Source organism: Companilactobacillus allii (genome assembly GCF_001971585.1).
Classification (GTDB): domain Bacteria; phylum Bacillota; class Bacilli; order Lactobacillales; family Lactobacillaceae; genus Companilactobacillus; species Companilactobacillus allii.
On sequence record NZ_CP019323.1, the window covers coordinates 1,225,206 to 1,252,115 of the forward strand.

The window sequence follows — 26,910 nt, forward strand, 5'->3', positions numbered from 1 at the left end:
AAGGAGAATTTTAATGATTTCAAAAAGTGAAACGCTACACGTAGCTGAATTAGCAAACCTGAAATTAAAAGATGACGAAGTTGATAGTTTTGTAAGTCAACTTGGTAAGATCGTTGATATGGAAAGTAACTTGGCTTCTGTTGATACAGAAGGTGTGAAACCTACTTATAACATGGGAGACACAAGCACGACATTCCGTGAAGATAAGGGAATTCGTACCCAAACTAGAGAGCAAATGTTTGAGAATGTTCCTGAATCAGAAGATAACTTGATCAAAGTACCTACAATTGTTGAAAAGGAGGAAGATGAATAGTGAATTATTTAAATGAAACTATTGATTCTTTGCACAAGAAGTTAGCTAATAAAGAATTAACTTCCAAAGAATTAACGGATCAAACAATAGATGGAATCAAAGATAAAGAAAAAGATATCGCAGCCTTTATTACAGTCAATGATTCAGCTAGTAAAATTGCTGAAGGAATTGATAAGGATGGCATCAAGAATTCTTTGTCAGGTATCCCAATTGCAATTAAGGATAATATTGTAAGTAATGGTATTAAGACCACTGCAGCAAGTAAGATTCTCTATAACTTCATGCCTGTATATAGTGCAACAGTTCTAGAAAAACTAGAAGCTAGTGGTGCCATCAATATTGGTAAAACAAACATGGATGAATTCGCTATGGGTTCATCAACTGAGACATCTTTCTTTGGTGATACACATAATCCTTGGAATTTAGATAAAGTACCTGGTGGTTCGTCAGGTGGTTCTGCAGCCGCAGTTGCTTCAGGTGAAGTCATTGCTGCACTTGGAACAGATACTGGTGGTTCAATCAGACAACCTGCATCATTTAATGGTATTTTCGGAATCAAGCCAACATATGGTCGTGTATCTCGCTGGGGTGTTATCGCCTTTGCATCAAGTCTTGATCAAGTAGGTGTTATGTCTAAGCGTGTTGAAGATTCAGCAGAAGTTTTATCAACGATTGCTGGTCATGATGAACACGATAGTACTAGTTCTGAAAAAGAAGTTCCTGATTACCGTGCTGATCTAAACAAAGATATGACTGGTGTAAGAATTGCTGTTCCTAAGGAATTCTGGCATGAAGGAACAAATCCTGAAGTTATCAAAAAAGTTAATGAAGCAATTGAAACATATAAAAAACTCGGTGCAAGTGTTGATGAAGTGAGTCTTCCAGCATTGAAACACGCCGTTGAAGTTTATTATGTTTTGGCTTCAAGTGAGGCATCATCTAACCTACAAAGATACGATGGTGTTCGTTATGGATTCCGTGCTAAAGATGTTAAAAATATCAAAGACTTGTTTGTTAATTCAAGATCTGAAGGATTTGGTACTGAAGTTAAACGTCGTATTATGTTAGGTACATTCTCACTTTCTGCAGGAGCATATGATGCTTACTTTAAGAAGGCTGCTCAAGTAAGAACACTCTTCATTGAAGAAATGAGTAAAGTACTAGAAGACCACGACTTGATCATGGGACCTTCAACTACATCGACTGCTTTCAAGATCGGTGATAAGATCGATGATCCTCTAGCAATGTACATGAATGATATTTTGACTATTCCTGCTAACTTAGCTGGATTACCAGCTGCATCAGTACCAGCCGGATTAGCTGAAGGTATGCCAGTTGGACTACAAATAATGGCCAAACCATTCAATGAACAAGCTATTTTTAACGCTGCATATGCATTACAAGAAGAAAATAAATTCTATGAACAAATACCAACTGCATTAAAGGGGGAAGACTAATGAATTTTGAAACTACTATCGGTCTGGAAGTTCACGTTGAGCTTAAGACAAAGTCAAAAATGTTTAGTCCTTCGCCAGTTGCTTATGGTGCTGAATCAAATATTAATACCAATGTTATTGATTTTGGTTTTCCAGGAACATTACCAACTGTAAATAAAGAAGGATATAGATTAGGTATTATGGTTGCTTTAGCTTTGAATGCACAAGTTGAAAACCATACACACTTTGATCGTAAAAACTATTTCTACCCAGATAATCCTAAGGCATATCAATTAACTCAAAGTGATAAGCCACTTGCACATGATGGATATATTGAAATAAATGTTGACGGCAAGAAGAAAAAAATCGGAATTGCGGAACTTCATGTTGAAGAAGATGCTGGTAAAAATACTCACGGAACAGACGGCTATTCATATGTCGATCTTAACCGTCAAGGAACACCACTTATCGAAATCGTTTCAAGAGCTGACATGCATTCACCTGAGGAAGCATATCAATATCTAGAAAAGCTTCGTCAAATCGTTCAATTTACTGGTGCTTCTGACGTTAAGATGGAAGAAGGTTCAATGCGTGTTGATACTAATATTTCTATCACACCAGTTGGATCAGATACATATGGTACTAAAGTTGAGTTGAAGAACTTGAACTCATTTAATTATGTAAAACTAGGTTTAGCATACGAAGAAAAACGTCAAGCTGCTGTATTAAAAAACGGTGGAAAAATTGAACAAGAAACAAGACGTTTTGATGAGAAGTCTGGAGAAACAGTCTTGATGCGTGTTAAATCTGGTGCTGATGACTATCGTTATTTCCCAGAACCAGATCTACCTGATTTTGAAATCAAACCAGAATGGGTCGAAGAAATTGAGGCTACATTACCAGAACCTGCTCAAGAACGTAGAGAACGTTATATTAAGGATCTTGGAATTCCTGAATATGATGCTGGTGTTATAACAGATACTAAGGAAATGTCAGATTTCTTTGATGACGCCGTAAGTTTCGGCGCAAATCCAAAATTAATTTCTAACTGGTTAATGGGCGAAGTGAACGCTTATTTGAACGAAAAGAGAGTTGGATTGCTTGATACTAAGTTGACACCAGAGCACTTATCAACGATGATTAAGTTAATTTCTGATGGAACTATTTCTTCTAAGATTGCTAAAAAAGTCTTCCAAGAAACTATTAGTAATGGAACAGAGCCTGAAGGATGGGTTAAAGAAAAGGGAATGGTTCAAGAATCAGACCCAGCAGTATTGAAGCCAATGATTATGGGTATTTTAGATAATAACCAACAATCGATCGATGACTTTAAGAATGGTAAGGATCGTGCCGTCGGTTTCTTAATTGGACAAATTATGAAGCAAACACATGGTCAAGCTAACCCTAAAGTTGTTAATAAGATCCTAATGGCCGAGCTAAACAATCGTTAGTGAGGAGAACTTTATGCGTGCAAGGTTGATATATAATCCTAGCTCAGGACATGAAACGCTGAGAAATAATGTAGGGGATATTTTAAATATCATTGAGAAAGCCGGCTATGAAGCCAGTGCTTTTCGTACTACTCCAAAAGATAATTCTGCTCAGGATGAAGCTAACCGTGTGGCCAAGGAAGGCTTTGATTTGATCATTGCTGCTGGTGGTGACGGAACCATTAATGAGGTTGTTAATGGAATATCTGGATTAGAGAAACGTCCAGAATTAGCAATAATCCCTGCTGGTACAACAAATGACTATGCTCGTGCATTAAAGATTCCACGTGATGATGTTGTTGAGGCCGCTAAGGTTATCTTGAAGGGTCAAAAAATGCCGATTGATGTCGGTAAAGCTGGTAAGAATTATTTTATAAATATCGCCGGTGGTGGTTCGATGACCGAATTAACTTATGAAGTACCATCAGCTTATAAGTCAATTCTTGGTTACTTAGCTTATCTAGTTAAGGGGGCAGAGATGCTTCCTAGAATCAGTCCTATCGATATGCATATCGAATATGACGAAGGTGTATTTGATGGTAAAGCCACTATGTTCTTAATTGGATTAACTAATTCAATTGGTGGTATGGAACAGATTGCTCCTAACTCAGTTATTGGTGATGGAACTTTTTCACTGATCATTGTCAAGGAGACCAATCTACGAGACTTGGTACATTTGATTGCTTTGGTTTTAAATGGTGGACGTCACGTTTATAACCCTAAGATCATTTATACTAAGACTAAGAATCTCAGTGTCAAAGCCAATGATGATAATCGCATCATGGTTAATCTTGATGGTGAATATGGTGGGGATGCACCTATGGAATTTACTAACTTACATAGACATTTGAATGTTTATGCAAACGTTGATTCAATTCCACTAAAGGCATTAGATATTCCAACCCTTGCCGAAAAAGATGCCGGTGAAAAGATTATTGAAGAAGAAAAAAAATTAGACGAATAATTGCTAAAAGGGCGGCTTAAAATTATTGACAGCTACCCTTTTTTGGCGTAAAGGATGAAATATGGAAAAACCAAATATTAATAAGAACGACAGACTAGAATTAACTATTCAAGACTTATCATACGAGGGTAAGGGTGTTGCTAAAGTTGATGATTTTACCTTGTTTGTTGATAATGCATTACCAGGCGAAGTTGTTAACGCCGTTATTTTAAAGGTCGGTAAGAGCTATGGATTTGCCAAGGCACTTGATATTATCAAGAAGTCTCCAAACCGTGTAGAAGATATTGATAATGTCTATGTAAGAACTGGAATCGCCCCTTTGAGCCATTTGAAGTATTCAGAACAATTGAAATTCAAGCAAAAACAAATCCAAGTAGACTTTGAAAAAGCCGGATTAGATATTGATGTTAACGAAACACTTGGCATGGATGATCCATTCCATTATCGTAATAAAGCACAAGTACCAGTACGCCAAATTGACGGACAATTAACATCAGGCTTTTATCGTAGGCACTCACATGATTTGATTCCTATGGATAACTTCTTGATTCAGGATGAAAAAATCGATGCTGAAATCACGCGTGTTCGTGATATTTTACGTAAGTACAAAGTTAGAGGATTTGATGAAGCAAAGAACAAGGGGCAAATTCGTACAATTATGGTTCGTCGTGCATATTACACAAATGAAATGATGGTTGTTCTAGTTTCACGTGTTCGCGATGTGTCACATTATAAGGCTATTGCAGAAGAGATAATGGCAAACAAAGAAGTTAAGTCATTGTACTTAAATATCAACTCAAAGGTAACTAATGTAATCTTGGGTAGAGATATGTTGCTTCTTGCTGGTAGTCCTTATATTGACGATGAGATTCTTGGTCATACATACAGAATCTCACCACGCTCTTTCTACCAAGTTAACCCTACACAGACACAACGTTTGTACAAGTTAGCAGTTGATAAGGCTGAATTAACTGGCAAAGAGATTGTTGTGGATGCTTACTCTGGTATCGGAACGATCGGATTGTCACTAGCTGATAAGGCAAAGCAAGTTACAGGTATTGAAATGGTAGCTGACGCTGTTAAAGATGCTAAACAAAATGCTGAAATCAATGATATTAAGAATGCTGACTTCATTGTTGGTAAGACTGAATCAGTCTTGAATGATTGGGCTAAGGATAAGAAGAAAGTTGATGTATTGATGGTCGATCCACCTCGTAAGGGATTGGACAATTCATTGATTGAATCAATCAATAATATTAAACCAAAGAAAATTGTCTATATTAGTTGTAACCCTGCTACTTTAGCAAGAGACTTGAAGTTGTTGAGTGATACATACGAAATTGGGGATGCTACTCCAGTTGATATGTTCCCAATGACAAATCATATAGAATCTGTAACAAAATTAACTAGAAAATGATCAATAGTGAGATTAAGGCGATATGTCCTTGACCTCACTATTTTTTTACGTCAAAATGTAGTTATGAGTTAATCCTGAGGGGGGTTACTATTTTGGGTCGTACGTTTATAGCAGTAGGAATGTTGATTATTGCATTCTGGCAATTATTTGCTTCGATTGGGTATTTTACTGTACCTAAGAAAAGCGTTTCCACAAAAATATCTATATTTGATGTTCTAGCATCTTGGTTCGGATTTGTTGGCGGATCAATGTTTGTTGGTGCCATTTTGATGCTCATGGAAGTATTTTGATTTGCGTTTGATGTAAGCGCTTAACTAAAAGGCAAATAAAAAAGGAAGCCTAAACTTCCTGATTTTGTAGCACGATAAGAGTCATCATAATGTAGTTGTTGACTATTTTGGTATCCATAAATAAATTAGATGAATTATCAGTAATATTTGAGACATTAGCTAGACCGTATCCTTGATGGTCACTTTTAGTTGAATATCCAGTTTTGAATATCTGATTAATATTGATTGCATCAGCCAATTGATTAGCAATAGTTATTTCAATAGTCTCTGAAGATTTCATGAAGGCACAGGTGAAGTCTTTTTTGTCGATAGTTTGTACGTATTCGATAGCATTATCAATGAGTATACCAACAATACGAATGATAGAAAGGTCATTTTCCTTAATTTCATAATCAGAATCGTTTAACTCAAAGTGGATATTGATTCCTTTGGACTTAGCAATGAAAAACTTTTGCGTTAAAAGACTTTGTAGCGGTTTGCTTTTGATGCTTTGTAATTCTCGCAATTTACTAGTTTGGACTATTTTAAAATTGGACTGTTGATTCATTAATTCATGGTAATATCGTTTTATTTCCTCTGAACTTTGACCATCGACAACTTGTCCCAATGAAAGTAGGATGTTTTGGAAGTCATGTTTGAACTTTCTTAGTTCTTCATACTGTTGTTGAGATCCAGTTAAATAATCATCTAATTCTTTGATTCTTTCGGTAGCCTCAACTGCTTCTTTTCGCATTGTATATGATTGGATCGCAATGATGGTTTGCAAATAGGTGAACATTGTCATAAAGGTGAATGACAAGATCATGCTCATTTTAATTAAGGGGGTTACCTTTTGAATATCACTGATAATAAGGATAGTCATGAATATCAACAATAATATAAATAACGATATAAAGATTCTTTTGCCCAATTGATAACGTAAGATATCATTTTGTATCTGCATTATTTGTCGATCCAAGATATTGACGATTGAAACTAGTATGAATACAAGGATCAGATTTATAACTAAGACTAACGGCAAGGTGGTATTTTGAAATTGACCTAAGTATATATCCCAATATCTGATGTGGAAGTAAACGATGAGGCTGATAATGTAGTTACTTAGATTGAATAATATCAGTTGAATATTCATTGCTAATACAATGATGATTCCCTCGTTATAATTAAGACTATGTGGCTTATTTCTAAATATGTGAATAGCAATTAGAAATAATACAAATAATAATAAGAACAAAGCATTCACGTAAAGCCCCAATAAAGCAAAGGCAAATGATAGGAAAAAGTCGTTAATTAAATAATAGTATTTGAACTTTTTAATGAAAAAATGGAGTAATTGTAACGTTACAAACAAAATGAAAAAGTTCTCTATTAGTTCTAAGTTGGTTTTGATATATGGCATAAGATTTAAATGCTAGACCTATTTCTTTCCTATGATTTTAGTAAATAGTTCGAACGTAACTAAATTATTGTAGGGATATTTTACAACTAAAACAAGATATTAATAATTTTTGTCTAAGATCGTTACGTTTATAGGCTATAATTTTACGTTTATAAATTTTTCTCGCAGAGGGAAATAGTTATGAAATAATATAGGTATACGTTTTAATTAGAAGAATAGAATTGAGGTATTTCATGTGTGAGGATATCCGTATTGGTGGAAACCTACAATTAGGAGACAATTTGAGAATTCTTCGTAAAGAGCGAAATCTTTCAGAACGTGAAGTTTCAAATATGCTGCATGTTGATATAACAACAATTTCAAAGTATGAACATAATACAAGAACGCCAGATATTTACACGATGATTAAATTCGCTGATGTTTACGATGTCAGTTTGGACAAACTAGTAGGTAGAAAACCTAAAACAAAATAAATAAAATAGGAAATCGCTTAATTGTGCGGTTTCCTATTTTATTTTAATTTTTTCTCTAGCGAGTTCATCAACTCACGACTCTTTCTAAATGAAACTTTACAAGTGGAGTGATCTATAAAGGTCAAGATTCGACTTTTACTGTCGTAAGCTTTGGCGTTGTCTAAATTGACTAGGTAACTACGATCACAACGAAACAGATTTGGGTACTTAGTTTCTAGTGAATTAAGAGATTCCATGAATGATCCACGTTGATTCTTTGTAATAAACGTTACTCGACCAGGGGAGGTCGTTTCGGTGAACAACATGATCACATCGTCCATTAGGACTGAAAAGAAGCGACTACCAATTTTGTAATTCAAAAGATTACGAGAATGATGTACGAAGTTTTCAAAGTAATGTTGGGCTAGAGCAATGTCATTGTTGATACTTTTCTTGATAGAATCCATCCCCTTGTTCTTGATGATATAATCCAGTGGCGCAATTCTTCTTTCAAGAGTTATCAAAGTTAGTTCATCATGAGTGGTGATAAAGACTATCTGTGCTAAAGGCATAGCTTGTTTTATCTTTTCAGCAGCCTCTAGACCAGCAATTTCATTAGCGGCTATTTCCATATCAAGAAAGAATAGTCCCTTTGTTTCATTTTTGCAGGAATTAAATAATTCTTCAGTTGTATCAGTGGCCAATTTCAACTCCATGTCAGAAGCGTTAATCATTATACTGTTATTTATAAATTCAGAGTAATTGTTTCTTTGGACCTCATCATCTTCCAACAAATAGATCGGTAACATTCTGGCACCTCCTGCTTAAGGCATATCTATAATAGACAATTGTATTCAAGCATAGAATTAAAAACAAGTTTGAATGCCATATACAGCAGGGAAAGTCAGCTATTTAAGGTATAAAATAACTCTTTTCAACTTGACAAAATCAGTTATCTAGTATCTTCTTGCGACTTCTTATTTGACTTATCATTGGTATTATTAAGCTTATTTCCAATAATGTACTGGTGAAAAATCGAAATAAACTGATTATTAGCAATCATATCGGAGTGCTGAGCCTTACTACCAGTAAGAGTTATGAGGGTGTAACGCTTGATTACTCCTTCATAAATATACTTACCTGCATCCACACTACCAATAGGGACGATACCGTCATCGGTATAGAGCTGTGTTCCAGCAATTGAGTAATATGTTAAGTTACTTGGCAATTTGGCCTTACTCTTAATAAAGTCGTTCAACATTTGGGTACGGTTGGAACTATTCTTCTCTTCAAAGTTATATGGAGAGCCGACTGTCAGTAGAGAATCAATGTTGATAGAGGTGTCGTCAAAGTAATGTTCAAGAAAATAAGTCCAGATCAAACCCCCATTAGAATGTCCAAAGGCATTGAAGGTGTTGAATCTGTAGCGTTCCTTTAGTTGATCAAAGGCAGTGTTGAACCATTTGGCTTGTTTCTTGATATTATCGTATCCATCTTTGTTATTAATGAATCCAACTACGATAAAGGGACTGTCGTCATTAGCACGAATAGAGCCCTTGTAAGTGATTTTACCGTTAGTTTGAACAGTTAGCTTCAATAGGCTGTGATGTTCCCCATATCGCTTGTTGATTGTTTTAACGAGATCGTCGAAGCGGTCTGCCGAAGCACTACTTCCTGGGATCATAATAATAGGTGCCATTGGTGAATTATATCTACCTGCTAAGGTCGATACATTCTTCTTAGTCCAAATATATGAAGGTATTCCTAAGATAATCAAGATAAGTGAAAGGATGATTAGATATTTCAAAGATTTTTTTTGAATTGTTTTTTTATTTACACGTTTAGCTCTTTTCATCATGGTCGCCACCTTGATCTAAGGCCAAGTTATCAATAGTCTTTAGTTTTTCAGCAATTCTTACGAATGGAATATAAATGTAAACTGATACGATCAGGCTAACAAATGAAAAAATCAATGCCTGAAAACTACCATTGGTACCAATGAATGATTCCAATAATCCCGGAGTTCCCATCGGGACGGGATAAACACTAGGTGGCATCAAGTGAAGCTGAAGTGTAATAGCCGCCAGTATCATGCAGGCCAGTGGTGCCAGAATAAATGGGATGATAAAGATAATGTTAAAGAAGACTGGTATCCCAGACATTGCACTACTGCCGATATCGAAGATACTAGGAAGCATTGACCAACGAGCGACTATTTGAAAATCAGGGTCTCTGGATACTAGAAATATAGCAATGATCAAGGCCAAGATCGAACCAGTTCCACCAAAAGTTGCAAAAGGGTGATAAAGCGTGTTACTAGTGAATAAATGAGGAGCACCCCAAGCAGTATGGTGATTAAGCGCATAATTCAAGTTTTCAACTACTGAAGCCGTGCTGTCGGGTTTTTCGATCTCTATAGGAGAATAGATACCTGACCAGCCAAAAAAAGATGCAATGATCGTATATAGTGAGAATCCCAAGGTACTTAATAGCTGAATGAATTGATTATTACTATGGTAATTACTTGCCAGTGAATACATGATATTGTTCGGCAAATCTGAGTAATAAGTTATATTGACTAAAAAACTGACAGCAACTGATAGTAACAAAATCAAAGCAATGGCTTTCAGTGAAATAAAGGTACGTTCCAAAATATTGCTAGATAAATGTTTGGCACGATGATTTGGTGCTGTTGGACTGGTTACCTTAAAGATCCAACCGACTAACATACCTAAAAGAATGGCAAATAATAAGCCACGTATCCCTAGTAGTTCACCGTGAAAGGATATAGGTTGAACCCTTGAATAGGTAAAAGAGATTATTAATAGTGAGCTGATACTTGTCAATCCAGCAAGCTGATCATCTCTATTGAAGTATTTGGCAGTGTATTTTGCCGCGCAAAAAGTTGCCATTACTGCAACAAAACCAAGAGTCAGACTATATAATGCCGTGGCGATGTCATTTATTTGATTAAATATGAAGTCATTATTCAATTTGGGGATGACATTGGTGAGAAAACTATCCTTGCCAAGCAGGGTTATTTGTATTATTTTAATGTAGCCACCAAATAATACAAAGGGAAATATCATCATGACAGTTCTTTGTATTATTCGATAAAATAATAATTTTTGTAATTTCAAAGTTATCTGAGCTAGTTTTTGTTCAAATTTATTTTTAAATAAATTATCCATTTTTAACACCTACGATACTTTCGGGGTTTATGAAATCAAATAGATTATAACGTTAAAAAAAAGAAGTCGCCATTATAGCGACCTCTTTTTTTTGTTATATTGATGTAGATAATAAATCGGTAATCCCAGAAGTGTTATAACGATACCGGTTACCGCCAAAACAGGCTGTCTGAATAAAGTTGATATAACAATATAAGTACCACCGATGATTGCAATTATTGGCGGTATTGGATAGAAGTTGATCTTATAAGGTCGTTTTAATTCTGGCTCTTTCTTCCTAAGAATAAATACTCCCACAAACATCATCAATGAGAAGATCCACATGACAAATACCAACATATCGGTTAAAAAATCAAAACTCCCCATGAATACCATGATGATTGCGATGATAGTTTGCACCAATCCAGCGTTTGCAGGGATGCTAGTGTGTTTGGTTAATTTAGCGAAGAAATTACTAAAGATGATCTGATCATCAGCACCTAGTACATAACCTACACGAGGTCCAGTCATCGTATATCCATTAACTGCACCAAAGACAGAGACCAAGATACCGATCGTGACGATTTTGCCACCGATATTACCAAAAATATTAATCGCAGCTTCAGAAGCAGCGTTTTGATTTCCGGGGATCAAATGGAATGGTAATTCTTTGATAAAGACAAAGCTTATCGTTACATAAATAAGTGTGATCAAGAATAATCCAATAATTATAGACCGTGATAAGTCCTTTTCCGGCTTCTTCATCTCACCGGCAAGATTTCCAACGTTCATCCAGCCATCAAAAGCAAACATGGTTGCAAGAAGTCCACCACCTAGTGAAGACCAAAAATCTGGATGACTACCACTTGTTATCGGGAAGAGTGAAATATTATTGCTTGAATGTGTGAATAGGCCGACTACGACTATTAGGACAATGGGGATGAGCTTGGCAATCAGTGAGATTGATTGAATAGATCCTCCAACTCTTGCTCCAAGTAAATTTACTAAGTATAAGAAGACTACTAACGTTATAGCAATCGGTATCTGTAGACTTGCCGATAGGTTACATAGGTTGATGACTTGGGTGGCAAATATAATTGATAAGGCCGATATTCCAGCAGGGTAGTAAATAACTGATTGTGCCCAAGCCAGCAAGAAGGCTGGGATTTTGCCATAAATATATTCGATATATTTGTAAATACCACCGGCAATTGGTAGTGCGGCTGCGAGTTCAGCGATTGATAGTCCAGCGTTAATAGTGATGAAACCACTTAACAGCCAAACAAAGATCGTTAAACTAGCAGAACCCGTGGCGGCTGTTACACTTGATATTTTGAAGAATACACCACCACCGATAACTAGTCCCATCACAGTGGATAAAGCTGGGAAAAAACCTAGTTCTCGCTTTAATTTTTCTGCTTCATTTTCCATAATAAAAACTCCTAAATTTTACCGTAAGATAATATTTTACAACAATTTAGGAACGCTGTAATGTTTTTGGTAGCAATTATTTAGTTATATAAGTAGAATTATACATAGAGAGTGAAAAAGTCTCTAATTTTCACTAAATTAAATGAGGTGTTTTTATGAGAAATTTAGGTATAATTGGAACAAACTGGATCACACAACAGTTTATTGAAGCTGCAGAAGAGACTAAGTCGTTCAAATTAACACAAGTCTATTCTCGCACTGAAGAAAAAGCCCAAGCATTCGTTGAAAAACTTGGTAAGTCAAATATCAACTTAAGTGATAGTCTTGAAAGCTTCTTTGCAAGTGATGATTTTGACACAGTATATATTGCATCCCCAAATGCTTTACACTTTGGCCAAGCAAGACTTGCCATTGAGAATGGTAAGAATGTAATCGTTGAAAAGCCAAGTACATCAAATGTACGTGAATTTGCCATCTTAGATACATTGGCACATGCAAAAGGCGTGTATTTGTTTGAAGCTGCTAGACAGATACATGAACCGATCTTTAAGAAGGCTCAAGAGTTTGTAAAGGATAATCAAGATGAGTTAAGTGGAGCCACACTTTCTTATATCAAGTATTCAAGTCGTTATGATGACTTTTTGGCCGGTAATCTACCAAATATCTTCAATCCCAAATTTTCTGGTGGTGCATTGTATGATTTAGGTGTATATACGGTCTATGATGCTGTAGTATTGTTTGGAGCACCAAATTCTGTTGACTATGAAGCAGAGATATTGAATTCTGGTATCGATGGTTCAGGTAGCTTGACTTTGAAATATGATAAGTTTGATGTCAATATCTTAATTGGTAAGACTAAGAACTCATATATGCCTTCAGAAATCTACTTTGGTAAGAAGACATTGTTATTGGATAGTGCTGGCGATATTAATCGTTTAACAGAGGCAAATGAAGAGAAAAAATTAACTGAATTACCAACAACTAAGAGTGATAATCCAATGGATTCAGAGGCAATTGAGTTTGCTAGAATTATGAACGAAAAAGATACTACCTCGTATGAAAAATTATTCGATTATGCTAGAAAAGTGAATCGAGTGCTAGAACAGGCCAGAACCAGTGCTGGACTTGTTTTTGAAGCAGATAAGGAAGAATAAAGTGGAAATACCAAAATTATATCAAGATTATTTCAAAGAAAATAAATTTGAGGCACTAACTAAGATACAAGAATCAGTCTATATGCCATTTAAAGAAGGCAAAGACATGATTGCTATGGCACCGACAGGCTCAGGTAAAACCTTAGCTTTTGCAATGCCGATGATCGAAACTCTCGTACCAAGAGATGGATTACAAGTGTTGATCCTTGAACCATCCCAAGAATTAGCCATTCAAGTTAGAAAAGTATTACAACCATTAGCCCAAAATGTTGGATGTAGTGTACAAGCCGTAACTGGTGGCGCAAATCCGCAACGTCAATTAAAGAAGTTGCGAGAAAAACCTGAAGTATTGGTTGCCACTTTGGGTCGACTGAACGAACTTGTTGAAGCTCGTAAAGTTAAACTAGGCAAAATCCAAACAGTTATTGTCGATGAAGCAGATGAAATGTTAAATGAGTCTAAGCTTGAACCAGTTAGAGATACGATCTCTCAAATGCCTCCTGATGTTCAAATGACATTTTTCTCAGCCACAGGTAATGAGATATTCAAAGACATGCGTAAGTGGTTTGGACAAGACTTTTTGACGATCGACCAAAGAAGTGATAGCTCATATACTGCAGGTATCAAGCACTTCTTCATCAACGCTGCCACTGATAATACTAAGAATGCCTTGATTAGAGAAATGGCACATGATAGAAAATTTAAGGGAATAGTTTTCTTCAATAATTCTCGTTCACTTCACAAGATCGTTAGTGATTTGCATTATAATAAGACGAATTTCGTTGCTTTGGACAGCAAAATGTCTTCACAACAACGTAAATCTGCATTACAATCCTTTGCCAGTAAAAAGGTCAACTTACTGTTGACCACTGATGTTGCTGCCCGTGGTATGGATATTGACGATATTACTACGATCATTAACTACATGATTCCACGTGATAATAGTGAATATGTTCACCGTGGTGGACGTACTGGTAGAATGGGTAAGGCTGGTAATGTTGTTACATTTGGTAATAGTCATGACTTTAGAAACTTGCAAGGATTCACGGATGAAGAAGTCAAAAAAGTGTTCTTGAATCGTGATGGAACATTCTCTGACAAACAGACTTATCGCAAAGAAAAGAAAGAAGCACAAAAGCAACAACCTAAAGCAAAACCTAAAAAGCGTCTCCGTGACCAAAAGAATAAGGGTAAGAGACGTGTACCTACAAAGGATAGACAAGCTAAATAGTCTTTACATTGTAATAAATTGGTGGCACTATTAATAGTAGTGTCATTTTGGTCCCTTGGCTCAGTAGGATAGAGCAACTGCCTCCTAAGCAGTAGGTCCTCGGTTCGATTCCGAGAGGGATCATTGAGTTATTTAAATAGTTTATGAAAAACCGTAATTCCTGATAAATGTGGATTACGGTTTTTGTGTATTCATATATTTGAAGATCTGTATAAATAAAATGAATAAGAGAGTATGATGAAATTAGTTAGTAGTAATAATTTCATTGAGTGTTTTTTCTTTATTAGGAATGAAAATTGTATGCGTGTAAATAAAACATATGACAGAGGATATTAATGAAAAAATCAATTAATCTCAAAGCAAAATGCTATATTTTACTTTCACTGCTTTCACTGCTTTTTCTCATAAGCTGTTCAAAAAATTCGTCAAATAGAATTAAGTCCAGTGACTCAAATAGCTATTATACTGACTCAAGATTAAGAAAAATAAAATCAAATCAAGTTACATGGAATAAAAATGTTTCTGCTGCTGAAAAGGTTCAATCACTCAAATATACTGAGAAACTACCTTCAGTAGATACTGCACCAAAATCGATAAAATCATTTCAAAAGAAAAATACTATTTTAATACAAGGAACGGTAATGAATCTTGAGCAAGGAAATCAGTCAATAATACCAACGACTAAAATAATCATTCATGTTGATAAAGTATTATCCGGTAATAAAAATCTATTAGATCGTAATGTGAAATATTTTACTGAGGGTGGATTGATTCCTAAAAATAATTACGCTAGTCCAGATGCTCAAGATACTGCAAATGATGGACAAATGATATATGTAAAAAAGATGAAGTATCCCTTACCAAGGATTGGTGGGAAGATTATTATTTCATTGAAAAAAGGAAAAATTGATTATGGTGGAAAAAAAGATCATATAAAGCAATATGATCCGGTAAATGTTGAGGAAGAATATTGGGTTTATAATACTAAGAGAGAAGAATATGTAGTAAATAATAAATTGATTCAGGATTTAAAGGGTACTGAAAAAAATGAATTTAATTCCTTATTTAAATTGACCAATGATGTAAATAAGTCAATTTAAATAATTATTCAAAAGAAGTGGACCTCTAATTTAGAGATCCACTTCTTTTACTATATTTCTAACCAACTTAGTTTCACTAGTCCATATATTTACACCCTAGTATTCCGATTTATTTTAGATAACAAGTATAACTCATAGTTCTGTAGCCTTTTTTCAATTTTTAGTCGATATAACAAGTAAAGCCAAGTTACCAATGACAGAGCTGCACTAAAGTATATCAAATTATCTTTCTCATAAGTTATCTTAAAGACGGGATGTTTTATTTTATGTTTCATTTTTACTTGAACGGTTCCGTTATTACTAGTTTTAAAATGGGTGTTCTTTCCATTCAGACTTAACTTAGTATTTTTGTAACGAATGATGGGGAGTGCTACAACGCTATTTTTTTGAATTTCACCGGTTTTGATAACTATAGATTCTTTCTTTGATTTGGGGTGGAAGACAACAGGGTGATTATTTATCTTACCAATATTCCAAGTTGTGTCGGCAATATGTTTGCCAGCAGAAGCAGGTGAATATTGTTCGTAATAGTCCTCATAGAACTTATGTGACTTTATTTGTTTTTCAGTGAGTATATTGTATTTGCTATTAATAAATGGTTTGCTCTGTGCTATTTGTGCTGATGAAATCCAAAATCCACACAATAATATAGCAAGTAGTGTTGTGATAACCACCTGATATTTCTGGAGATTGAACTCAGTTATAAACATCTCGACTAACTTAGCAGCAATAATCGATGTCAACAAAGTAGCAATCATTAAGAATCTAAAGGGAAACTGGATAACTTTTATTGGTGTATTTTGGAATATATACCAAGGGAAAATATCCGTTGCCATAAAGAAGGATAGGAATGCTAGAGTATAGATTCGTTGATATAATGTTGGCAATTTGAAATAAAAAATCAACCCCAATATCAAAGCAGCCATCAAGAAAACACCGATGTTGTAAGTATTACCGTCATAACTTTGGACGCTACTATTTAGAAAGCTAGATTGAATCATCTTGATAAGTACTTTTCCCTTAAGGATGTAAGGGGATGGTTGAGAGTAAGGCTGATAAGTTATTTCGCTTATAAATGGGAATAAGAAAACTGCACTAGCACAAACTGTGGCAACTATAGCCTTGAGTAGGGATTTTAACCTTGATATGAAGTGATTTGACTTAATAATATACAATATCAAAATGAATATGAAAAAGAATGCACAGATGACGGTGGATAAAAGGTGTGTCAGTAATAAAGCCGACATGCCAATTGCTAAGAAGCTCCATTTTCTAAAATCGCCAAAGAATACATTGTAGAATCCCAAAAAGCAGATCGGCAATATCATCATAGCAATGAATTCCGCAATATCAGCTCTCGGAAGGATCTCTATCAACATATATGTCGATAAATTATAGAATAACGAGAAAATAACTGAATTAAGAGTTGATTGTGAGAACTTCTTCATAACAAAATGGCTGATCAAAAAGGAAATGAATAAGTAAATACCCATTCCAGTGTAAAAAGCTGTGATGGGATTGTTGAAAAGTATGAATAATAAAGCAATAGGGGCAATTGTCACGTAAGGATAGAATAGGTTAATGGCATAACCAATCAGCCTAAAATTAGAAGTAGAAATAGTGGGTATTAAATTACCATCTTGAAAGGAATGACTAACTGAAACTAGTCTACCAATATGAAAAGTTGCGTCATCACTTCCCCAAATAATCCCTTTGCTATTGAGTGTCAATGTCATAATGAGAGCTAGTATCGCGTATAAAAGTATTGTTAAAAATAGCGTTAATGGTTTCTTTTTCTTGTCAAAAATTTGCATAATTTCCCCTTGTCCTAAATATTATACCGAATTAATCACTCAGTTGATATTCAGGGGAGTGATTAATTCGGTATAATAAAGGTAATTAATTCTACTACGAGGTAAAATCATGGAATCATTAAATGTTTCGCAAACCTTATCTATCAGTAATCATCGAGTATTTTCTTCTGACTTGAATGAACACGATACTGTCTTTGGCGGTAAGATTCTTTCTACTATAGATGATAATTCGTCAATCCCAGCTTCTCGAGTGGCCAGGATTGAAACAGTCACTGCATCCATTGATCAAGTCAATTTCATTTTGCCATTCAAATTACAAGATTCGATGTGTACAGAATCATACGTCTCAGGTGTCGGTAGTCGTTCAATTGAAGTGTTCACCAAAATAATTGGTGAACATTTGAAAACTGGCGAGAGATTTTTGGGCTTGACGTGTTTTTCATCATTTGTCGTAGTTGAGCGTGGAATACAGTTACCAAAGATAGTCCCTGATACTAGTGAATATAAGTTTGTTTGTCAGGGGTATGAGCAAAGACAAACTGAACGAATGAGAAAATTGAAGAAACAACGAGAATTTAATAATAATATTAGTTTGGAATTTCCTTGGTCAAATTAAAAAAGTTGATTTCTTAACTGAAATCAATTTTTTTGTTTTAAAATATTAGTAAGTCGTATAAATCTGAGAGGGAACTACAATGACTTTTTATTCGTATGAGCATCTGTATGCTCAAAACCAAGAACCTAATTTTTTGTTTATTTTTGTATTATCTGCTTTATCCATTTCGTTAATAATTACAGGGGCACTTTATTTTAGAAATCGTAAGGATAATAAGTATCGTGATCTGGCCGTTATTTTTGGCTTTGGTATAGCTTTGTTTATTGGAATCAACTATAACAATTATGAAAAACAGATCGACGTCAATAATCAGACCAATCAAACATTAACGCTGATGAATTCGATTGCTAAAGAGAAGAAAATATCTAAGAAAAAGCTATATTCAAACAGTTCTAGTTTGAGTGAAGGAATGTTGATCAAGAATGGGAAGAATTATTATCGTGTAAGTTTTGATAATACTACTAATAGTTACACTTTGAGTAAGGCTAGTATTGTTGACTCCAGTCAAATCAATTTGGTGAAATAGGAGATAAGTTATGGATCTATCGTATGGTAATTTAGCTTTAAAACTAACCATTGGGTTTCTTTTCATGGTTATTCAAATCAATCTTTTTGGTAAGAGCAATATTGCACCAACTAGTGCAATTGACCAATTACAGAATTATGTACTGGGTGGTATTGTCGGAGGGATGATTTACAATTCTAGTATTACAACTTTTCAATTTACTTTAGTATTGATAATTTGGACGTTGATAGTCTTCATTGCCAAGTTCTTATCCAATCACAATGTCTACTTTAGAAGAATGATTATTGGTTCTCCTAAGATGATCGTCAAAAATGGCAAGATAGATGTTGATCTAGCCTTACGCAATGGCTTATCGGCATCTGATCTGTCATTTAAGTTGCGTACAGCCGGTGTCACTGATATTAGTAATGTTAAACGTGCTGTGTTTGAGCAAAATGGCCAGTTGACTATTATTATGAATGATGAAGAGAATATCAAATATCCCGTTGTATTAGATGGGAAGATCAATACTGATGAACTAGAGATGATTGGTCGTGATCCACAATGGGTCAGCCAAAAGCTTAAAGAGCAGAGTCTAGATGTTTCAGATATTTACTTGGCGAATTATGTTAATGGCAAGATAATCGCCTATACTTATTAATAATTAGATATCTATTTTAATACTTATGATTAAAGTATTAAAATATAGATGATAAATCTTTTTGTATTATAAAAAGAGAATGGAAGGCGAATAAATTGAGTGAAAAGAAAGTTTACAATGATTATTTCTTTGATGAACCGATATTTGATTTGCATGATGCAGGGTATATTCCTCTTGAAACACACGAGGAGGTACCAGATAAGCCGTTGAATATTCCAGAATTATTGAAGCCTGAAAAAATTGATGGTAACGATGTCTATTACACATTGACTGCTCAAGAAGGTGAAACACAGATTCTTCCCGGTAAGAAGACTAAGACTTGGGGATACAGTACTAGTCTGTTGGGGAAGACGATCGTCTATAAAAAAGGTGTTCATTATCATGTTCATCTTGTTAATAAACTACCAGAAGTAACGACTTTTCATTGGCATGGATTAAACGTTACAGGGCCTATTGTTGATGGTGGTCCACATGCACCAGTATATCCAGGTGGCAGTCGAGATATTGACTTTACGTTGGATCAACAAGCCCAAACTGACTGGCTACATCCACATCCCTGCCCAAATACAGCCCGCCAAGTCTATCGCGGATTAGCTGCTGCAGTTGTTGTGACTGATGAAGAGGAGTCTAAGTTACCATTCCCAAGAAATTACGGTGTTGATGATATTCCTTTGATTCTTCAAGATAGGAATTATCACGACAATCAACTAGACTATGATGCTGACTATGATATGGATGGGACATTAGGTACATATGCCTTGGTCAACGGTACTGTTAATGGTGTGTTTGATGTGTCAACACAACGAGTTAGATTACGTATATTAAACGGTGCCAATCGTCGTGAATGGCGTTTACACTTTGATGATGAACATGAATTTACACAAATCGCCTCAGATGGTGGAACACTACCAGAGCCGGTACAGTTTACAAGGTTGATGTTAACCTGTGCTGAACGTGCTGAGGTGATCGTGGACTTTGGTGATAAGAAGCCAGGAGACATTGTTACTTTAATGTCAGACAATATTCCAATCATGAAGTTTAGAATCGGTGAATACAAACGTAGTGACGTTGAATTGCCAGAACACTTAACAACAATTCCAACACCGATCCCCACAAAGGGAACACAAATAGTTCATACTGTTATGTCAGGTATGGATGATCAAGTTAGACTTGATGGTAAGTTGTTTGATATGCAAAGAATTGATAAGAGGCAAAAGATTGGTGATACGGTCCTTTGGGATGTTACCAATACAAATGACATGCACCAAGGAATGATTCATCCTTTCCACATGCATGGTAACCAATTCCTTGTTTTAAGTAGGAATGGCAAAGAAGTCTATCCTAATGAACATGGCTGGAAAGATGTAGTCGGTGTGAATGCCGGTGAAACAGTTCGTTTGGCCGTTAAATTCACCAAGTTTGGTGTTTATATGTATCATTGTCATATTCTTGAACATGAAGATACCGGAATGATGGCTCAAATTGAAGCATATGATCCAAACAAAGAACACAAGTATCATTTGATTTCTATGGAAGAAATGCATCATCCCAAAAAGGAATAGAATGTACTGTAATTTCATATTTTAGAATTAGAGGTTGAATCTGTGGGTGATAATAGTTTTAAAAAGCGAATGGGATTCTTGATTTTTGCCATTGTACTAGATGCGGCAGCAAACGCCTTGATGATCGATAGCAACGTCGGTAGTGCTGTTTGGATGGCATCAGGTGTAAATATATCGCACTTGATAAATGTACCGTATGGAACGACGCTTTTCGTTTACGCTGTCCTAGTAACTGTCGCTAATCAAATGTTGATCGGTAAATTCGATGGTCATATTTTCATTTCCAATTTACTATTCTCATTGCCCTTTAGTTATCTAGTTGGATTCTTCTCTAGTTTATATTTACCATTACAGTTAGACCATTTGAATATTTTCTTTCGGATAATTTTGGATATTTTAGGGTTAATAGGAGTCTCAGTTGGAACCTCGATATATCAACGCTGTAACCTTATCCAACATCCCAATGATGAATTAGCATATTTGTTAAGATTCAAATATCTACATGGATCAGCAGGGTGGGGCCAGTTGATCAGTTATACTCCACCAGTTACCATCATGATTATTTGTTTTGCTACTACAGGTAGACTATTGTCAGTGGGGATCGGAACGATATTAGCAATATTTATTCAAGGTATAATTATTGGTATATCAGACAAATTAATATTCCCTTCATTGAAGCATCATTATGTACTTTAATAACTCATTAAATAAATATTAAAAAGAGTTAACATAATTTGTTCAATAGCTATTGCGTCCAAAGTTCATATGTTGTACTATTTCAAGTAGGGACTACCAGATACAAAAAGACTGATTCCTTCCCGGAGATAAGACTTATGTCTTATCTTTTTTTTTGCCTTTTTTGTGTAAACGTCGATTCTCTCCCATTAGCTAACTGCAAACAAATAATATAAGATTTTGGATTTAGTATGTACTAAAGAGTACAATGTACATACATTGAATGGCGGGGTGACATATGATTAATCCAGAAGAACTAAACAAAGATGTAAAAATGTTTAAAAACGGGAACTCCTTTGCATTTCGCGTCTCTAAAAAGGATCGTGATTTTTTGGGGGCAGACGAAAGTACTGAATTTGAGAAGGTCGTATCTCCAGACGGAAAAGCAATTACCTTTAGAAAAGTAGAGAATGTTCGTCCAGAAATTATGGATATAGCGGATAAATTAATGGATAAACACGCTGATCTCATGCAAAGATTAGAACGACTATGATTTTTCTGAAAAAGGAAGAACTAATAGCCATAAATAAGAGAGCTTTGACGCGTTCTCACAGTAATTTGATTGGTGTACAGTATCCACAAGGTTTAGATATAGTAATTGAGCAGCCACAACAGGGCGTTTTTGGCCGTGAGTTGTATCCCAACATTTGGATTAAGGCTGCTTTTATTATTCAAAAAATCACTAAAAAGCATCCATTTATGGATGGAAATAAAAGGACTGCAATATTAGCTGGTTTAATTTTTTTAGATATAAATGGTTATGAATTGGAATTCACAGCTGATGAAGGTGAAAAAATAATATTGGGTGTAACTAACAGTGCTGACTCTGAAGAAACGATGGTATCTCTTGCTGAATGGTTAAAAATAAAAGCAGTCAAGAAAGCCTAATAAATAGATTTTCATACATTCTGTAGTAAACATAAAAAATAAAAACAGGTTCAGTTTTCAAGTAATGTGAAAACCGAACCTGTTTTTGATTGTTATTGAAATTCAACCGTATCACCCTCAACAGTGAACCTATTCCTACCAGATTTCTTAGACTTATACAGATAAGTATCAACTCGTTTGAATAAGTCCTTGAAGTTACGATCTGATGGGGATAATTGTGATACACCAAAGGAAATACGTATGTCTAATTTGTTTCCGTTGTAATACAGTGGATTGTTTACTAATTCATCTCGGATGCTTTGAACTATTTTCATGGCATCTTTGGAATTAATTCCACGGAAGATTATGACGAACTCTTCGCCACCATATCGGAACAATTGACCACGTGTTGTTCGTTTGAATAGTTGACTGTGGAATATCTCGGCAACGTGGCTCAAGACTCGGTCTCCTGCCAAATGTCCGAAGGTATCGTTAAAGTTTTTGAAGTGGTCAATATCAAACATGACCATTGTCAGTGGGATGTCTTTTTCTTCACTGTATACTTTGAATATAGCATTGGATACTTCGTCAAAATTACCACGATTTCTGATACCAGTTAATTCATCGTAATTAACTTTTTCAGACATATTATTGTAGTTGTTAAATGAGTTCCTGATCCATTTGGCAACGAATCTAATTACCCACATATAAATGACGAATACTAATAACATATTGATCGTATATAGTAGTGTGAACTTGTAGATTGACCAAATGATCATCCACCAGATACCACCATAAATAACTTGTAATAAGATGTATTTCCATTCCTGATTTATTAAGCTATTCTTATTTCTAGCGATATAAATAACGGTTAGTGCCAACGCAATGAACGCTGTAATAAATATGGTATTTAAAGTAGTCGATCCATTGGCCAAGTGATGTCCAAAAATATAAACTGGCGCTATGATATTGACCAGATCTATAAAGTGGTTTTGCATGGTATACAGCGAATATAACAACAAGGTCATCTGCGTTGTAGCATAGAACCAATTGGCGGAACTACCAGCATTGATAGTCTTAAAGATATGTTGAACAACGACCATACTTAAAATAAGCACTGAGGCCTCTATTAGACCTAGTGCGATATCGTAGTACCATTTTTTGTACTTCCTTGAAATTTCTTCGAAACTATACGACGTGACGGTCAGAATAGTTATCAATCCAATAGTTATCAAACCAATGATGATGGCGTTGATATTTGCGTCGACATCTAAGAGTCTTTGAAAAATTCCAGCTTCCAGCTGTATTGGCATTGTACACCTCTAATCTTGAATCTAAATATTATAAAAGTTAATAGTTTTATTTTCAGATGTTAATCTATCTCTTCCGGAATCCTTAGATTTGTAAAGATAGTCATCAACTCGTTCAAACAAATCCTTAAACGAAGTATCAGTATCTTTGATCTCAGTTATTCCAAAGGAAATACGGATATTCAATTCTTGACCATTGTAATTAAGTGGGTCATTGATTAACTTGTTACGAATATCCTCGACAGTTTGCACACTTTGGTCAGCCGTTAAGCCTCTAAAAATGATGACAAACTCCTCACCACCGTATCTGAATAACTGACCACCGGTGGTTTCCTTAAACAATTGGCGTTCAAAAAGAGTAGCAACATGTGTTAAGACTTTGTCTCCAGCCAAATGTCCATAAGTATCATTGAATCTCTTGAAGTTATCAATATCAAACATCGCAATGGATAATGGTACACCAGAATTCTTATGGTAGACCTTGAATACTTCTTGTGATACTTCGTCAAAACTGGCACGATTCCTGATACCGGTTAATTCATCGTAATTGACTTGTTTAGAAAGATTACTGTATCTATTAAATGAATCACGAATCCTTTTTGCTAGATAACGTATCAATGACATATAAATGATGAATCCGATAACCATAAGGACCGTATAGTAAAGTGCAAACTTACGAAATGGCCAGATGATTATCCACCAAAGGCTACCATATATTGCTTGAACGATGATAAACTTCTTCTGAGAAGAAAGTATTTTTTCCATATTATGATATATATAGATGACCGTTAAAGCAAGTAGAATTATTGAAATTGAAAATAGTACTAAGTAATCATTATAACCGGTCACAGCACGATATCCAAAAATAGATATCGGCGCGACCATGTTGATCAGCTCAATGATATGATTTTGCATCGTATAAAGGCTGAACAATAAGATAGTAAGTTCTGTCGCGGTATAAAACCAACTGTGCATATCTCCAGAACTTAACGTCGCAAAGATACGCTGTATCAGGATCAAACTTATTGTTAAAACGAGACCTTCGATTAATTGTAAGATAAATTTTTGGATCGGCTTGTTGTTATGTCGTACGATACTTTCAAACGAATAAGCCATCAGAGTAATAATGGTGATTATTCCGATCGTTACTAAGCCAATGATAATTACATTGATACTATTATTGATCAAAAGTGATTGGAAACGGTTAAAGCCATAATTCATTGGCATCCTTCACCTCTAAGTAGTGACTTGAAAATCCAAAATTAAAAATTCTTTGGTTATTGGATAATCTTCAATAAGTATAACGCTAATAATACATATTTTGCCTTATACTAGGTAATTCAACAAATATAATAATTTATTTATGAATTTATGTTTATAAGTCGAAATATTGTTTATAAATTTTGTAATTGTTGTATCATTTACAATGAAAGTATTTTTTATATTGGAGGAATTTTTATGAAAGTTATTGTAGTAGGTTGTACTCATGCGGGAACAGCTGCTGTTGATCAGATTTTACAAGATCATCCTGGTACAGAAGTAACAGTATATGAACGTGATGATAATATATCTTTTTTGTCATGCGGAATTGCCTTGTATTTAGGACACAGAGTAAAGCGTCTTGAGGATATGTTCTATGCCGATCCAGATGATTTGGAGAAGCTTGGTGCAAAGGTCTTTATGAAGCATGATGTATTGAAGATCGATGCTAAGAATAAGAAGTTGATGATCGAGGATATTAAGTCAGGTAATGTCTTTGAAGATACTTATGACAAGTTGATCATGACAACTGGTTCTTATGTTCAAGTTCCACCAATTATGGGAATCGATAATTCTAAGATTCTTATGTGCAAGAGTTATGCACAAGCTCAAGAGATCTATGATTCAGCTAAGGAAAACAAACACATCACTATAGTTGGTGGTGGATATATTGGTGTTGAATTGGCTGAAAGTTACGCTAATACAGATCACGAAGTAACATTGATCCAGTCAGGGGATCAAATCTTGAACCATTATATCGATAAGTCAATGTCAGAAAACGTTGAGAAGTTGTTGGTAGATAATGGTGTAAAGGTATTCTTGAATGAACGTGTCAGTGGATTTTCAGGTGATGACCAAGTAGTTATCGAAACTGATGTAGGTGAGCACAAGGCTGATCTTGTTATTGTATGTACTGGCTTCATTGCTAATACAGACTTATTACGTGGCCAAGTTGAGATGGATCGTCGTGGTGCAATCGTCATCAATGATTACGTTCAAACATCTGATCCTGATATTTATGCCGCTGGGGATGCTTGTACAGTTAACTTCAACCCAACTGGTAAACCAGCCTATATGCCACTAGCAACAAACGCAATTCGTCAAGGTGCATTAGCCGGTATGAATGTGTTTGGAAATGTACAAAAGTATATGGGAACACAAGCAACTTCAGGGATGGAATTGTTCGAACATACTGTAGCTTCAACTGGTTTGACTTTGAAGAATGCACTTGCTTTGGACTTTGATGCTGATGCAGTTGTTTATCACGACTACTACAGACCATCATATATGCCAACTACTGAGATGCTAACAATTCGCCTTGTTTATGATAAGGGAAATCGTAAGATTCTGGGTGCTCAATTCTTCAGTAAGCATGAAGTAGCCCAATCAGCCAATACGATCTCAGTTATGATTCAAAATAAGAATACGATCGATGATTTGGCCTTTATAGATATGTTATTCCAACCAAATTACGACAATCCATTCAACTACTTGAACCTTGTTGGTCAAATGGCTGTGGCTAAAGAACGTGATGAGAAGTTGTCAAAAACGGAAAAATAAAAAATTATTAGGTTGCTCTTCTATCGTGAATCAGATATAATTTGCTTAACAATTTAATGTTTTCATGAGGGAGTAACTAGCAGCTTTGGCTGTAGCAATATCACCAACCCGGACGGATTATTCTGGTATTGCTATAAATAGTGAGACTTATGTGTGTTTTTACATGCGTAGGT

At 35.2% G+C, this 26,910-nt stretch carries 26 protein-coding genes and 1 tRNA gene; 19 read left to right on the top strand and 8 right to left on the bottom strand.

What is annotated here, in order from left to right:
• The first annotated feature begins 13 nt into the window (after positions 1-13).
• From gatC to BTM29_RS05980, 6 genes are all read left to right on the top strand, one after another.
• The gene (gene gatC / locus BTM29_RS05955; RefSeq protein ID WP_076614632.1) at positions 14-313 is read left to right on the top strand and encodes an Asp-tRNA(Asn)/Glu-tRNA(Gln) amidotransferase subunit GatC; all 300 of its coding nucleotides are present in this window, start codon (positions 14-16) and stop codon (positions 311-313) included.
• Entirely contained in the window at positions 313-1,770 is a 1,458-nt protein-coding gene (gene gatA, locus BTM29_RS05960) for an Asp-tRNA(Asn)/Glu-tRNA(Gln) amidotransferase subunit GatA (protein ID WP_076614633.1), read from the top strand. The genes gatC and gatA overlap by 1 nt, the downstream gene beginning before the upstream one ends.
• A complete protein-coding gene (gene gatB / locus BTM29_RS05965; protein WP_076614634.1) occupies positions 1,770-3,200 on the top strand; it encodes an Asp-tRNA(Asn)/Glu-tRNA(Gln) amidotransferase subunit GatB in 1,431 nt (476 codons plus the stop codon). Before gatA ends, gatB begins: the two co-directional genes overlap by 1 nt.
• Positions 3,201-3,213: 13 nt before the next feature.
• Complete coding sequence (locus tag BTM29_RS05970) at positions 3,214-4,203, top strand: diacylglycerol kinase (RefSeq protein WP_076614635.1); 990 nt, start codon at positions 3,214-3,216, stop codon at positions 4,201-4,203.
• A 61-nt stretch (positions 4,204-4,264) separates the two neighbouring features.
• On the top strand, positions 4,265-5,620 hold the full coding sequence (gene rlmD / locus BTM29_RS05975) for a 23S rRNA (uracil(1939)-C(5))-methyltransferase RlmD (RefSeq protein WP_076614636.1): 1,356 nt from the start codon (positions 4,265-4,267) through the stop codon (positions 5,618-5,620).
• A gap of 92 nt (positions 5,621-5,712) precedes the next feature.
• Complete coding sequence (locus BTM29_RS05980; protein WP_076614637.1) at positions 5,713-5,910, top strand: hypothetical protein; 198 nt, start codon at positions 5,713-5,715, stop codon at positions 5,908-5,910.
• 49 nt (positions 5,911-5,959) lie between these two features.
• Here BTM29_RS05980 and BTM29_RS05985 read toward each other — a convergent pair whose 3' ends face one another.
• Positions 5,960-7,309, bottom strand: a complete 1,350-nt coding sequence (locus BTM29_RS05985; protein WP_083685940.1) for a sensor histidine kinase — start codon at positions 7,307-7,309, stop codon at positions 5,960-5,962.
• A gap of 233 nt (positions 7,310-7,542) precedes the next feature.
• On the opposite strand from BTM29_RS05985, the gene BTM29_RS05990 reads away from it, so the two are divergent.
• Positions 7,543-7,782: a helix-turn-helix domain-containing protein gene (locus tag BTM29_RS05990; protein WP_076614639.1), complete on the top strand. Its 240-nt coding sequence runs from the start codon at positions 7,543-7,545 to the stop codon at positions 7,780-7,782.
• A 38-nt stretch (positions 7,783-7,820) separates the two neighbouring features.
• Here BTM29_RS05990 and BTM29_RS05995 read toward each other — a convergent pair whose 3' ends face one another.
• From BTM29_RS05995 to BTM29_RS06010, 4 genes are all read right to left on the bottom strand, one after another.
• On the bottom strand, positions 7,821-8,570 hold the full coding sequence (locus BTM29_RS05995; protein ID WP_076614640.1) for a response regulator transcription factor: 750 nt from the start codon (positions 8,568-8,570) through the stop codon (positions 7,821-7,823).
• A gap of 143 nt (positions 8,571-8,713) precedes the next feature.
• A complete protein-coding gene (locus tag BTM29_RS06000) occupies positions 8,714-9,619 on the bottom strand; it encodes an alpha/beta hydrolase (protein ID WP_335582996.1) in 906 nt (301 codons plus the stop codon).
• The gene (locus BTM29_RS06005; RefSeq protein WP_076614642.1) at positions 9,603-10,952 is read right to left on the bottom strand and encodes a PTS transporter subunit EIIC; all 1,350 of its coding nucleotides are present in this window, start codon (positions 10,950-10,952) and stop codon (positions 9,603-9,605) included. Before BTM29_RS06005 ends, BTM29_RS06000 begins: the two co-directional genes overlap by 17 nt.
• 72 nt (positions 10,953-11,024) lie before the next feature.
• Complete coding sequence (locus BTM29_RS06010) at positions 11,025-12,362, bottom strand: APC family permease (protein ID WP_076614643.1); 1,338 nt, start codon at positions 12,360-12,362, stop codon at positions 11,025-11,027.
• A 155-nt stretch (positions 12,363-12,517) separates the two neighbouring features.
• Between BTM29_RS06010 and BTM29_RS06015 the strand changes: the two genes are divergently transcribed.
• From BTM29_RS06015 to BTM29_RS06030, 4 genes are all read left to right on the top strand, one after another.
• Positions 12,518-13,516: a Gfo/Idh/MocA family protein gene (locus BTM29_RS06015; protein ID WP_076614644.1), complete on the top strand. Its 999-nt coding sequence runs from the start codon at positions 12,518-12,520 to the stop codon at positions 13,514-13,516.
• 1 nt (position 13,517) lies between these two features.
• Positions 13,518-14,747: a DEAD/DEAH box helicase gene (locus BTM29_RS06020; protein ID WP_076614645.1), complete on the top strand. Its 1,230-nt coding sequence runs from the start codon at positions 13,518-13,520 to the stop codon at positions 14,745-14,747.
• A 49-nt stretch (positions 14,748-14,796) separates the two neighbouring features.
• A tRNA-Arg gene (locus BTM29_RS06025) sits at positions 14,797-14,870 on the top strand.
• 212 nt (positions 14,871-15,082) lie between these two features.
• On the top strand, positions 15,083-15,847 hold the full coding sequence (locus tag BTM29_RS06030; RefSeq protein WP_076614646.1) for a hypothetical protein: 765 nt from the start codon (positions 15,083-15,085) through the stop codon (positions 15,845-15,847).
• Between the two features lie 89 nt (positions 15,848-15,936).
• Here BTM29_RS06030 and BTM29_RS06035 read toward each other — a convergent pair whose 3' ends face one another.
• Complete coding sequence (locus BTM29_RS06035; protein ID WP_076614647.1) at positions 15,937-17,661, bottom strand: hypothetical protein; 1,725 nt, start codon at positions 17,659-17,661, stop codon at positions 15,937-15,939.
• Between the two features lie 109 nt (positions 17,662-17,770).
• On the opposite strand from BTM29_RS06035, the gene BTM29_RS06040 reads away from it, so the two are divergent.
• The 7 genes from BTM29_RS06040 (at position 17,771) to BTM29_RS06070 (ending at position 22,628) form a co-directional block, all read left to right on the top strand.
• The gene (locus BTM29_RS06040) at positions 17,771-18,277 is read left to right on the top strand and encodes an acyl-CoA thioesterase (protein WP_076614648.1); all 507 of its coding nucleotides are present in this window, start codon (positions 17,771-17,773) and stop codon (positions 18,275-18,277) included.
• 79 nt (positions 18,278-18,356) lie between these two features.
• Positions 18,357-18,803 (top strand): DUF3290 family protein, encoded by a 447-nt coding sequence (locus BTM29_RS06045; protein ID WP_076614649.1) that lies wholly within the window; start codon positions 18,357-18,359, stop codon positions 18,801-18,803.
• Positions 18,804-18,813: 10 nt separating this feature from the next.
• Positions 18,814-19,443, top strand: coding sequence for a DUF421 domain-containing protein (locus BTM29_RS06050; protein ID WP_076614650.1), 630 nt, complete (start codon positions 18,814-18,816; stop codon positions 19,441-19,443).
• A gap of 95 nt (positions 19,444-19,538) precedes the next feature.
• On the top strand, positions 19,539-21,005 hold the full coding sequence (locus tag BTM29_RS06055; protein WP_076614652.1) for a multicopper oxidase family protein: 1,467 nt from the start codon (positions 19,539-19,541) through the stop codon (positions 21,003-21,005).
• Between the two features lie 69 nt (positions 21,006-21,074).
• The gene (locus tag BTM29_RS06060) at positions 21,075-21,701 is read left to right on the top strand and encodes a DUF6198 family protein (RefSeq protein WP_076618740.1); all 627 of its coding nucleotides are present in this window, start codon (positions 21,075-21,077) and stop codon (positions 21,699-21,701) included.
• A gap of 277 nt (positions 21,702-21,978) precedes the next feature.
• Complete coding sequence (locus BTM29_RS06065) at positions 21,979-22,233, top strand: AbrB family transcriptional regulator (RefSeq protein WP_076614654.1); 255 nt, start codon at positions 21,979-21,981, stop codon at positions 22,231-22,233.
• Positions 22,230-22,628: a type II toxin-antitoxin system death-on-curing family toxin gene (locus BTM29_RS06070; protein ID WP_076614657.1), complete on the top strand. Its 399-nt coding sequence runs from the start codon at positions 22,230-22,232 to the stop codon at positions 22,626-22,628. The genes BTM29_RS06065 and BTM29_RS06070 overlap by 4 nt, the downstream gene beginning before the upstream one ends.
• A 92-nt stretch (positions 22,629-22,720) precedes the next feature.
• On the opposite strand, the gene BTM29_RS06075 is transcribed toward BTM29_RS06070, so the two are convergent.
• Complete coding sequence (locus tag BTM29_RS06075; protein ID WP_076614660.1) at positions 22,721-23,920, bottom strand: GGDEF domain-containing protein; 1,200 nt, start codon at positions 23,918-23,920, stop codon at positions 22,721-22,723.
• Between the two features lie 21 nt (positions 23,921-23,941).
• The gene (locus BTM29_RS06080; RefSeq protein ID WP_083685941.1) at positions 23,942-25,144 is read right to left on the bottom strand and encodes a GGDEF domain-containing protein; all 1,203 of its coding nucleotides are present in this window, start codon (positions 25,142-25,144) and stop codon (positions 23,942-23,944) included.
• A 231-nt stretch (positions 25,145-25,375) separates the two neighbouring features.
• On the opposite strand from BTM29_RS06080, the gene BTM29_RS06085 reads away from it, so the two are divergent.
• On the top strand, positions 25,376-26,737 hold the full coding sequence (locus BTM29_RS06085; RefSeq protein ID WP_076614663.1) for an FAD-dependent oxidoreductase: 1,362 nt from the start codon (positions 25,376-25,378) through the stop codon (positions 26,735-26,737).
• Positions 26,738-26,910 lie beyond the last annotated feature (173 nt).

What these genes read in the sequence shown, in the direction of transcription:
- BTM29_RS06080 (WP_083685941.1), bottom strand. Translation starts at nt 25,144, where the DNA reads ATGCCAATGAATTATGGCTTTAACCGTTTCCAATCACTTTTGATCAAT.
- BTM29_RS05990 (WP_076614639.1), top strand. Translation starts at nt 7,543, where the DNA reads ATGTGTGAGGATATCCGTATTGGTGGAAACCTACAATTAGGAGACAAT.
- rlmD (WP_076614636.1), top strand. Translation starts at nt 4,265, where the DNA reads ATGGAAAAACCAAATATTAATAAGAACGACAGACTAGAATTAACTATT.
- gatC (WP_076614632.1), top strand. Translation starts at nt 14, where the DNA reads ATGATTTCAAAAAGTGAAACGCTACACGTAGCTGAATTAGCAAACCTG.
- BTM29_RS06035 (WP_076614647.1), bottom strand. Translation starts at nt 17,661, where the DNA reads ATGCAAATTTTTGACAAGAAAAAGAAACCATTAACGCTATTTTTAACA.
- BTM29_RS06075 (WP_076614660.1), bottom strand. Translation starts at nt 23,920, where the DNA reads ATGCCAATACAGCTGGAAGCTGGAATTTTTCAAAGACTCTTAGATGTC.
- BTM29_RS06010 (WP_076614643.1), bottom strand. Translation starts at nt 12,362, where the DNA reads ATGGAAAATGAAGCAGAAAAATTAAAGCGAGAACTAGGTTTTTTCCCA.
- BTM29_RS06005 (WP_076614642.1), bottom strand. Translation starts at nt 10,952, where the DNA reads ATGGATAATTTATTTAAAAATAAATTTGAACAAAAACTAGCTCAGATA.
- BTM29_RS06015 (WP_076614644.1), top strand. Translation starts at nt 12,518, where the DNA reads ATGAGAAATTTAGGTATAATTGGAACAAACTGGATCACACAACAGTTT.
- BTM29_RS06000 (WP_335582996.1), bottom strand. Translation starts at nt 9,619, where the DNA reads ATGATGAAAAGAGCTAAACGTGTAAATAAAAAAACAATTCAAAAAAAA.
- BTM29_RS06065 (WP_076614654.1), top strand. Translation starts at nt 21,979, where the DNA reads ATGATTAATCCAGAAGAACTAAACAAAGATGTAAAAATGTTTAAAAAC.
- BTM29_RS06030 (WP_076614646.1), top strand. Translation starts at nt 15,083, where the DNA reads ATGAAAAAATCAATTAATCTCAAAGCAAAATGCTATATTTTACTTTCA.
- gatB (WP_076614634.1), top strand. Translation starts at nt 1,770, where the DNA reads ATGAATTTTGAAACTACTATCGGTCTGGAAGTTCACGTTGAGCTTAAG.
- BTM29_RS06070 (WP_076614657.1), top strand. Translation starts at nt 22,230, where the DNA reads ATGATTTTTCTGAAAAAGGAAGAACTAATAGCCATAAATAAGAGAGCT.
- BTM29_RS06040 (WP_076614648.1), top strand. Translation starts at nt 17,771, where the DNA reads ATGGAATCATTAAATGTTTCGCAAACCTTATCTATCAGTAATCATCGA.
- BTM29_RS06050 (WP_076614650.1), top strand. Translation starts at nt 18,814, where the DNA reads ATGGATCTATCGTATGGTAATTTAGCTTTAAAACTAACCATTGGGTTT.
- BTM29_RS06045 (WP_076614649.1), top strand. Translation starts at nt 18,357, where the DNA reads ATGACTTTTTATTCGTATGAGCATCTGTATGCTCAAAACCAAGAACCT.
- BTM29_RS05985 (WP_083685940.1), bottom strand. Translation starts at nt 7,309, where the DNA reads ATGCCATATATCAAAACCAACTTAGAACTAATAGAGAACTTTTTCATT.
- BTM29_RS06085 (WP_076614663.1), top strand. Translation starts at nt 25,376, where the DNA reads ATGAAAGTTATTGTAGTAGGTTGTACTCATGCGGGAACAGCTGCTGTT.
- BTM29_RS06060 (WP_076618740.1), top strand. Translation starts at nt 21,075, where the DNA reads ATGGGATTCTTGATTTTTGCCATTGTACTAGATGCGGCAGCAAACGCC.
- BTM29_RS05995 (WP_076614640.1), bottom strand. Translation starts at nt 8,570, where the DNA reads ATGTTACCGATCTATTTGTTGGAAGATGATGAGGTCCAAAGAAACAAT.
- BTM29_RS05970 (WP_076614635.1), top strand. Translation starts at nt 3,214, where the DNA reads ATGCGTGCAAGGTTGATATATAATCCTAGCTCAGGACATGAAACGCTG.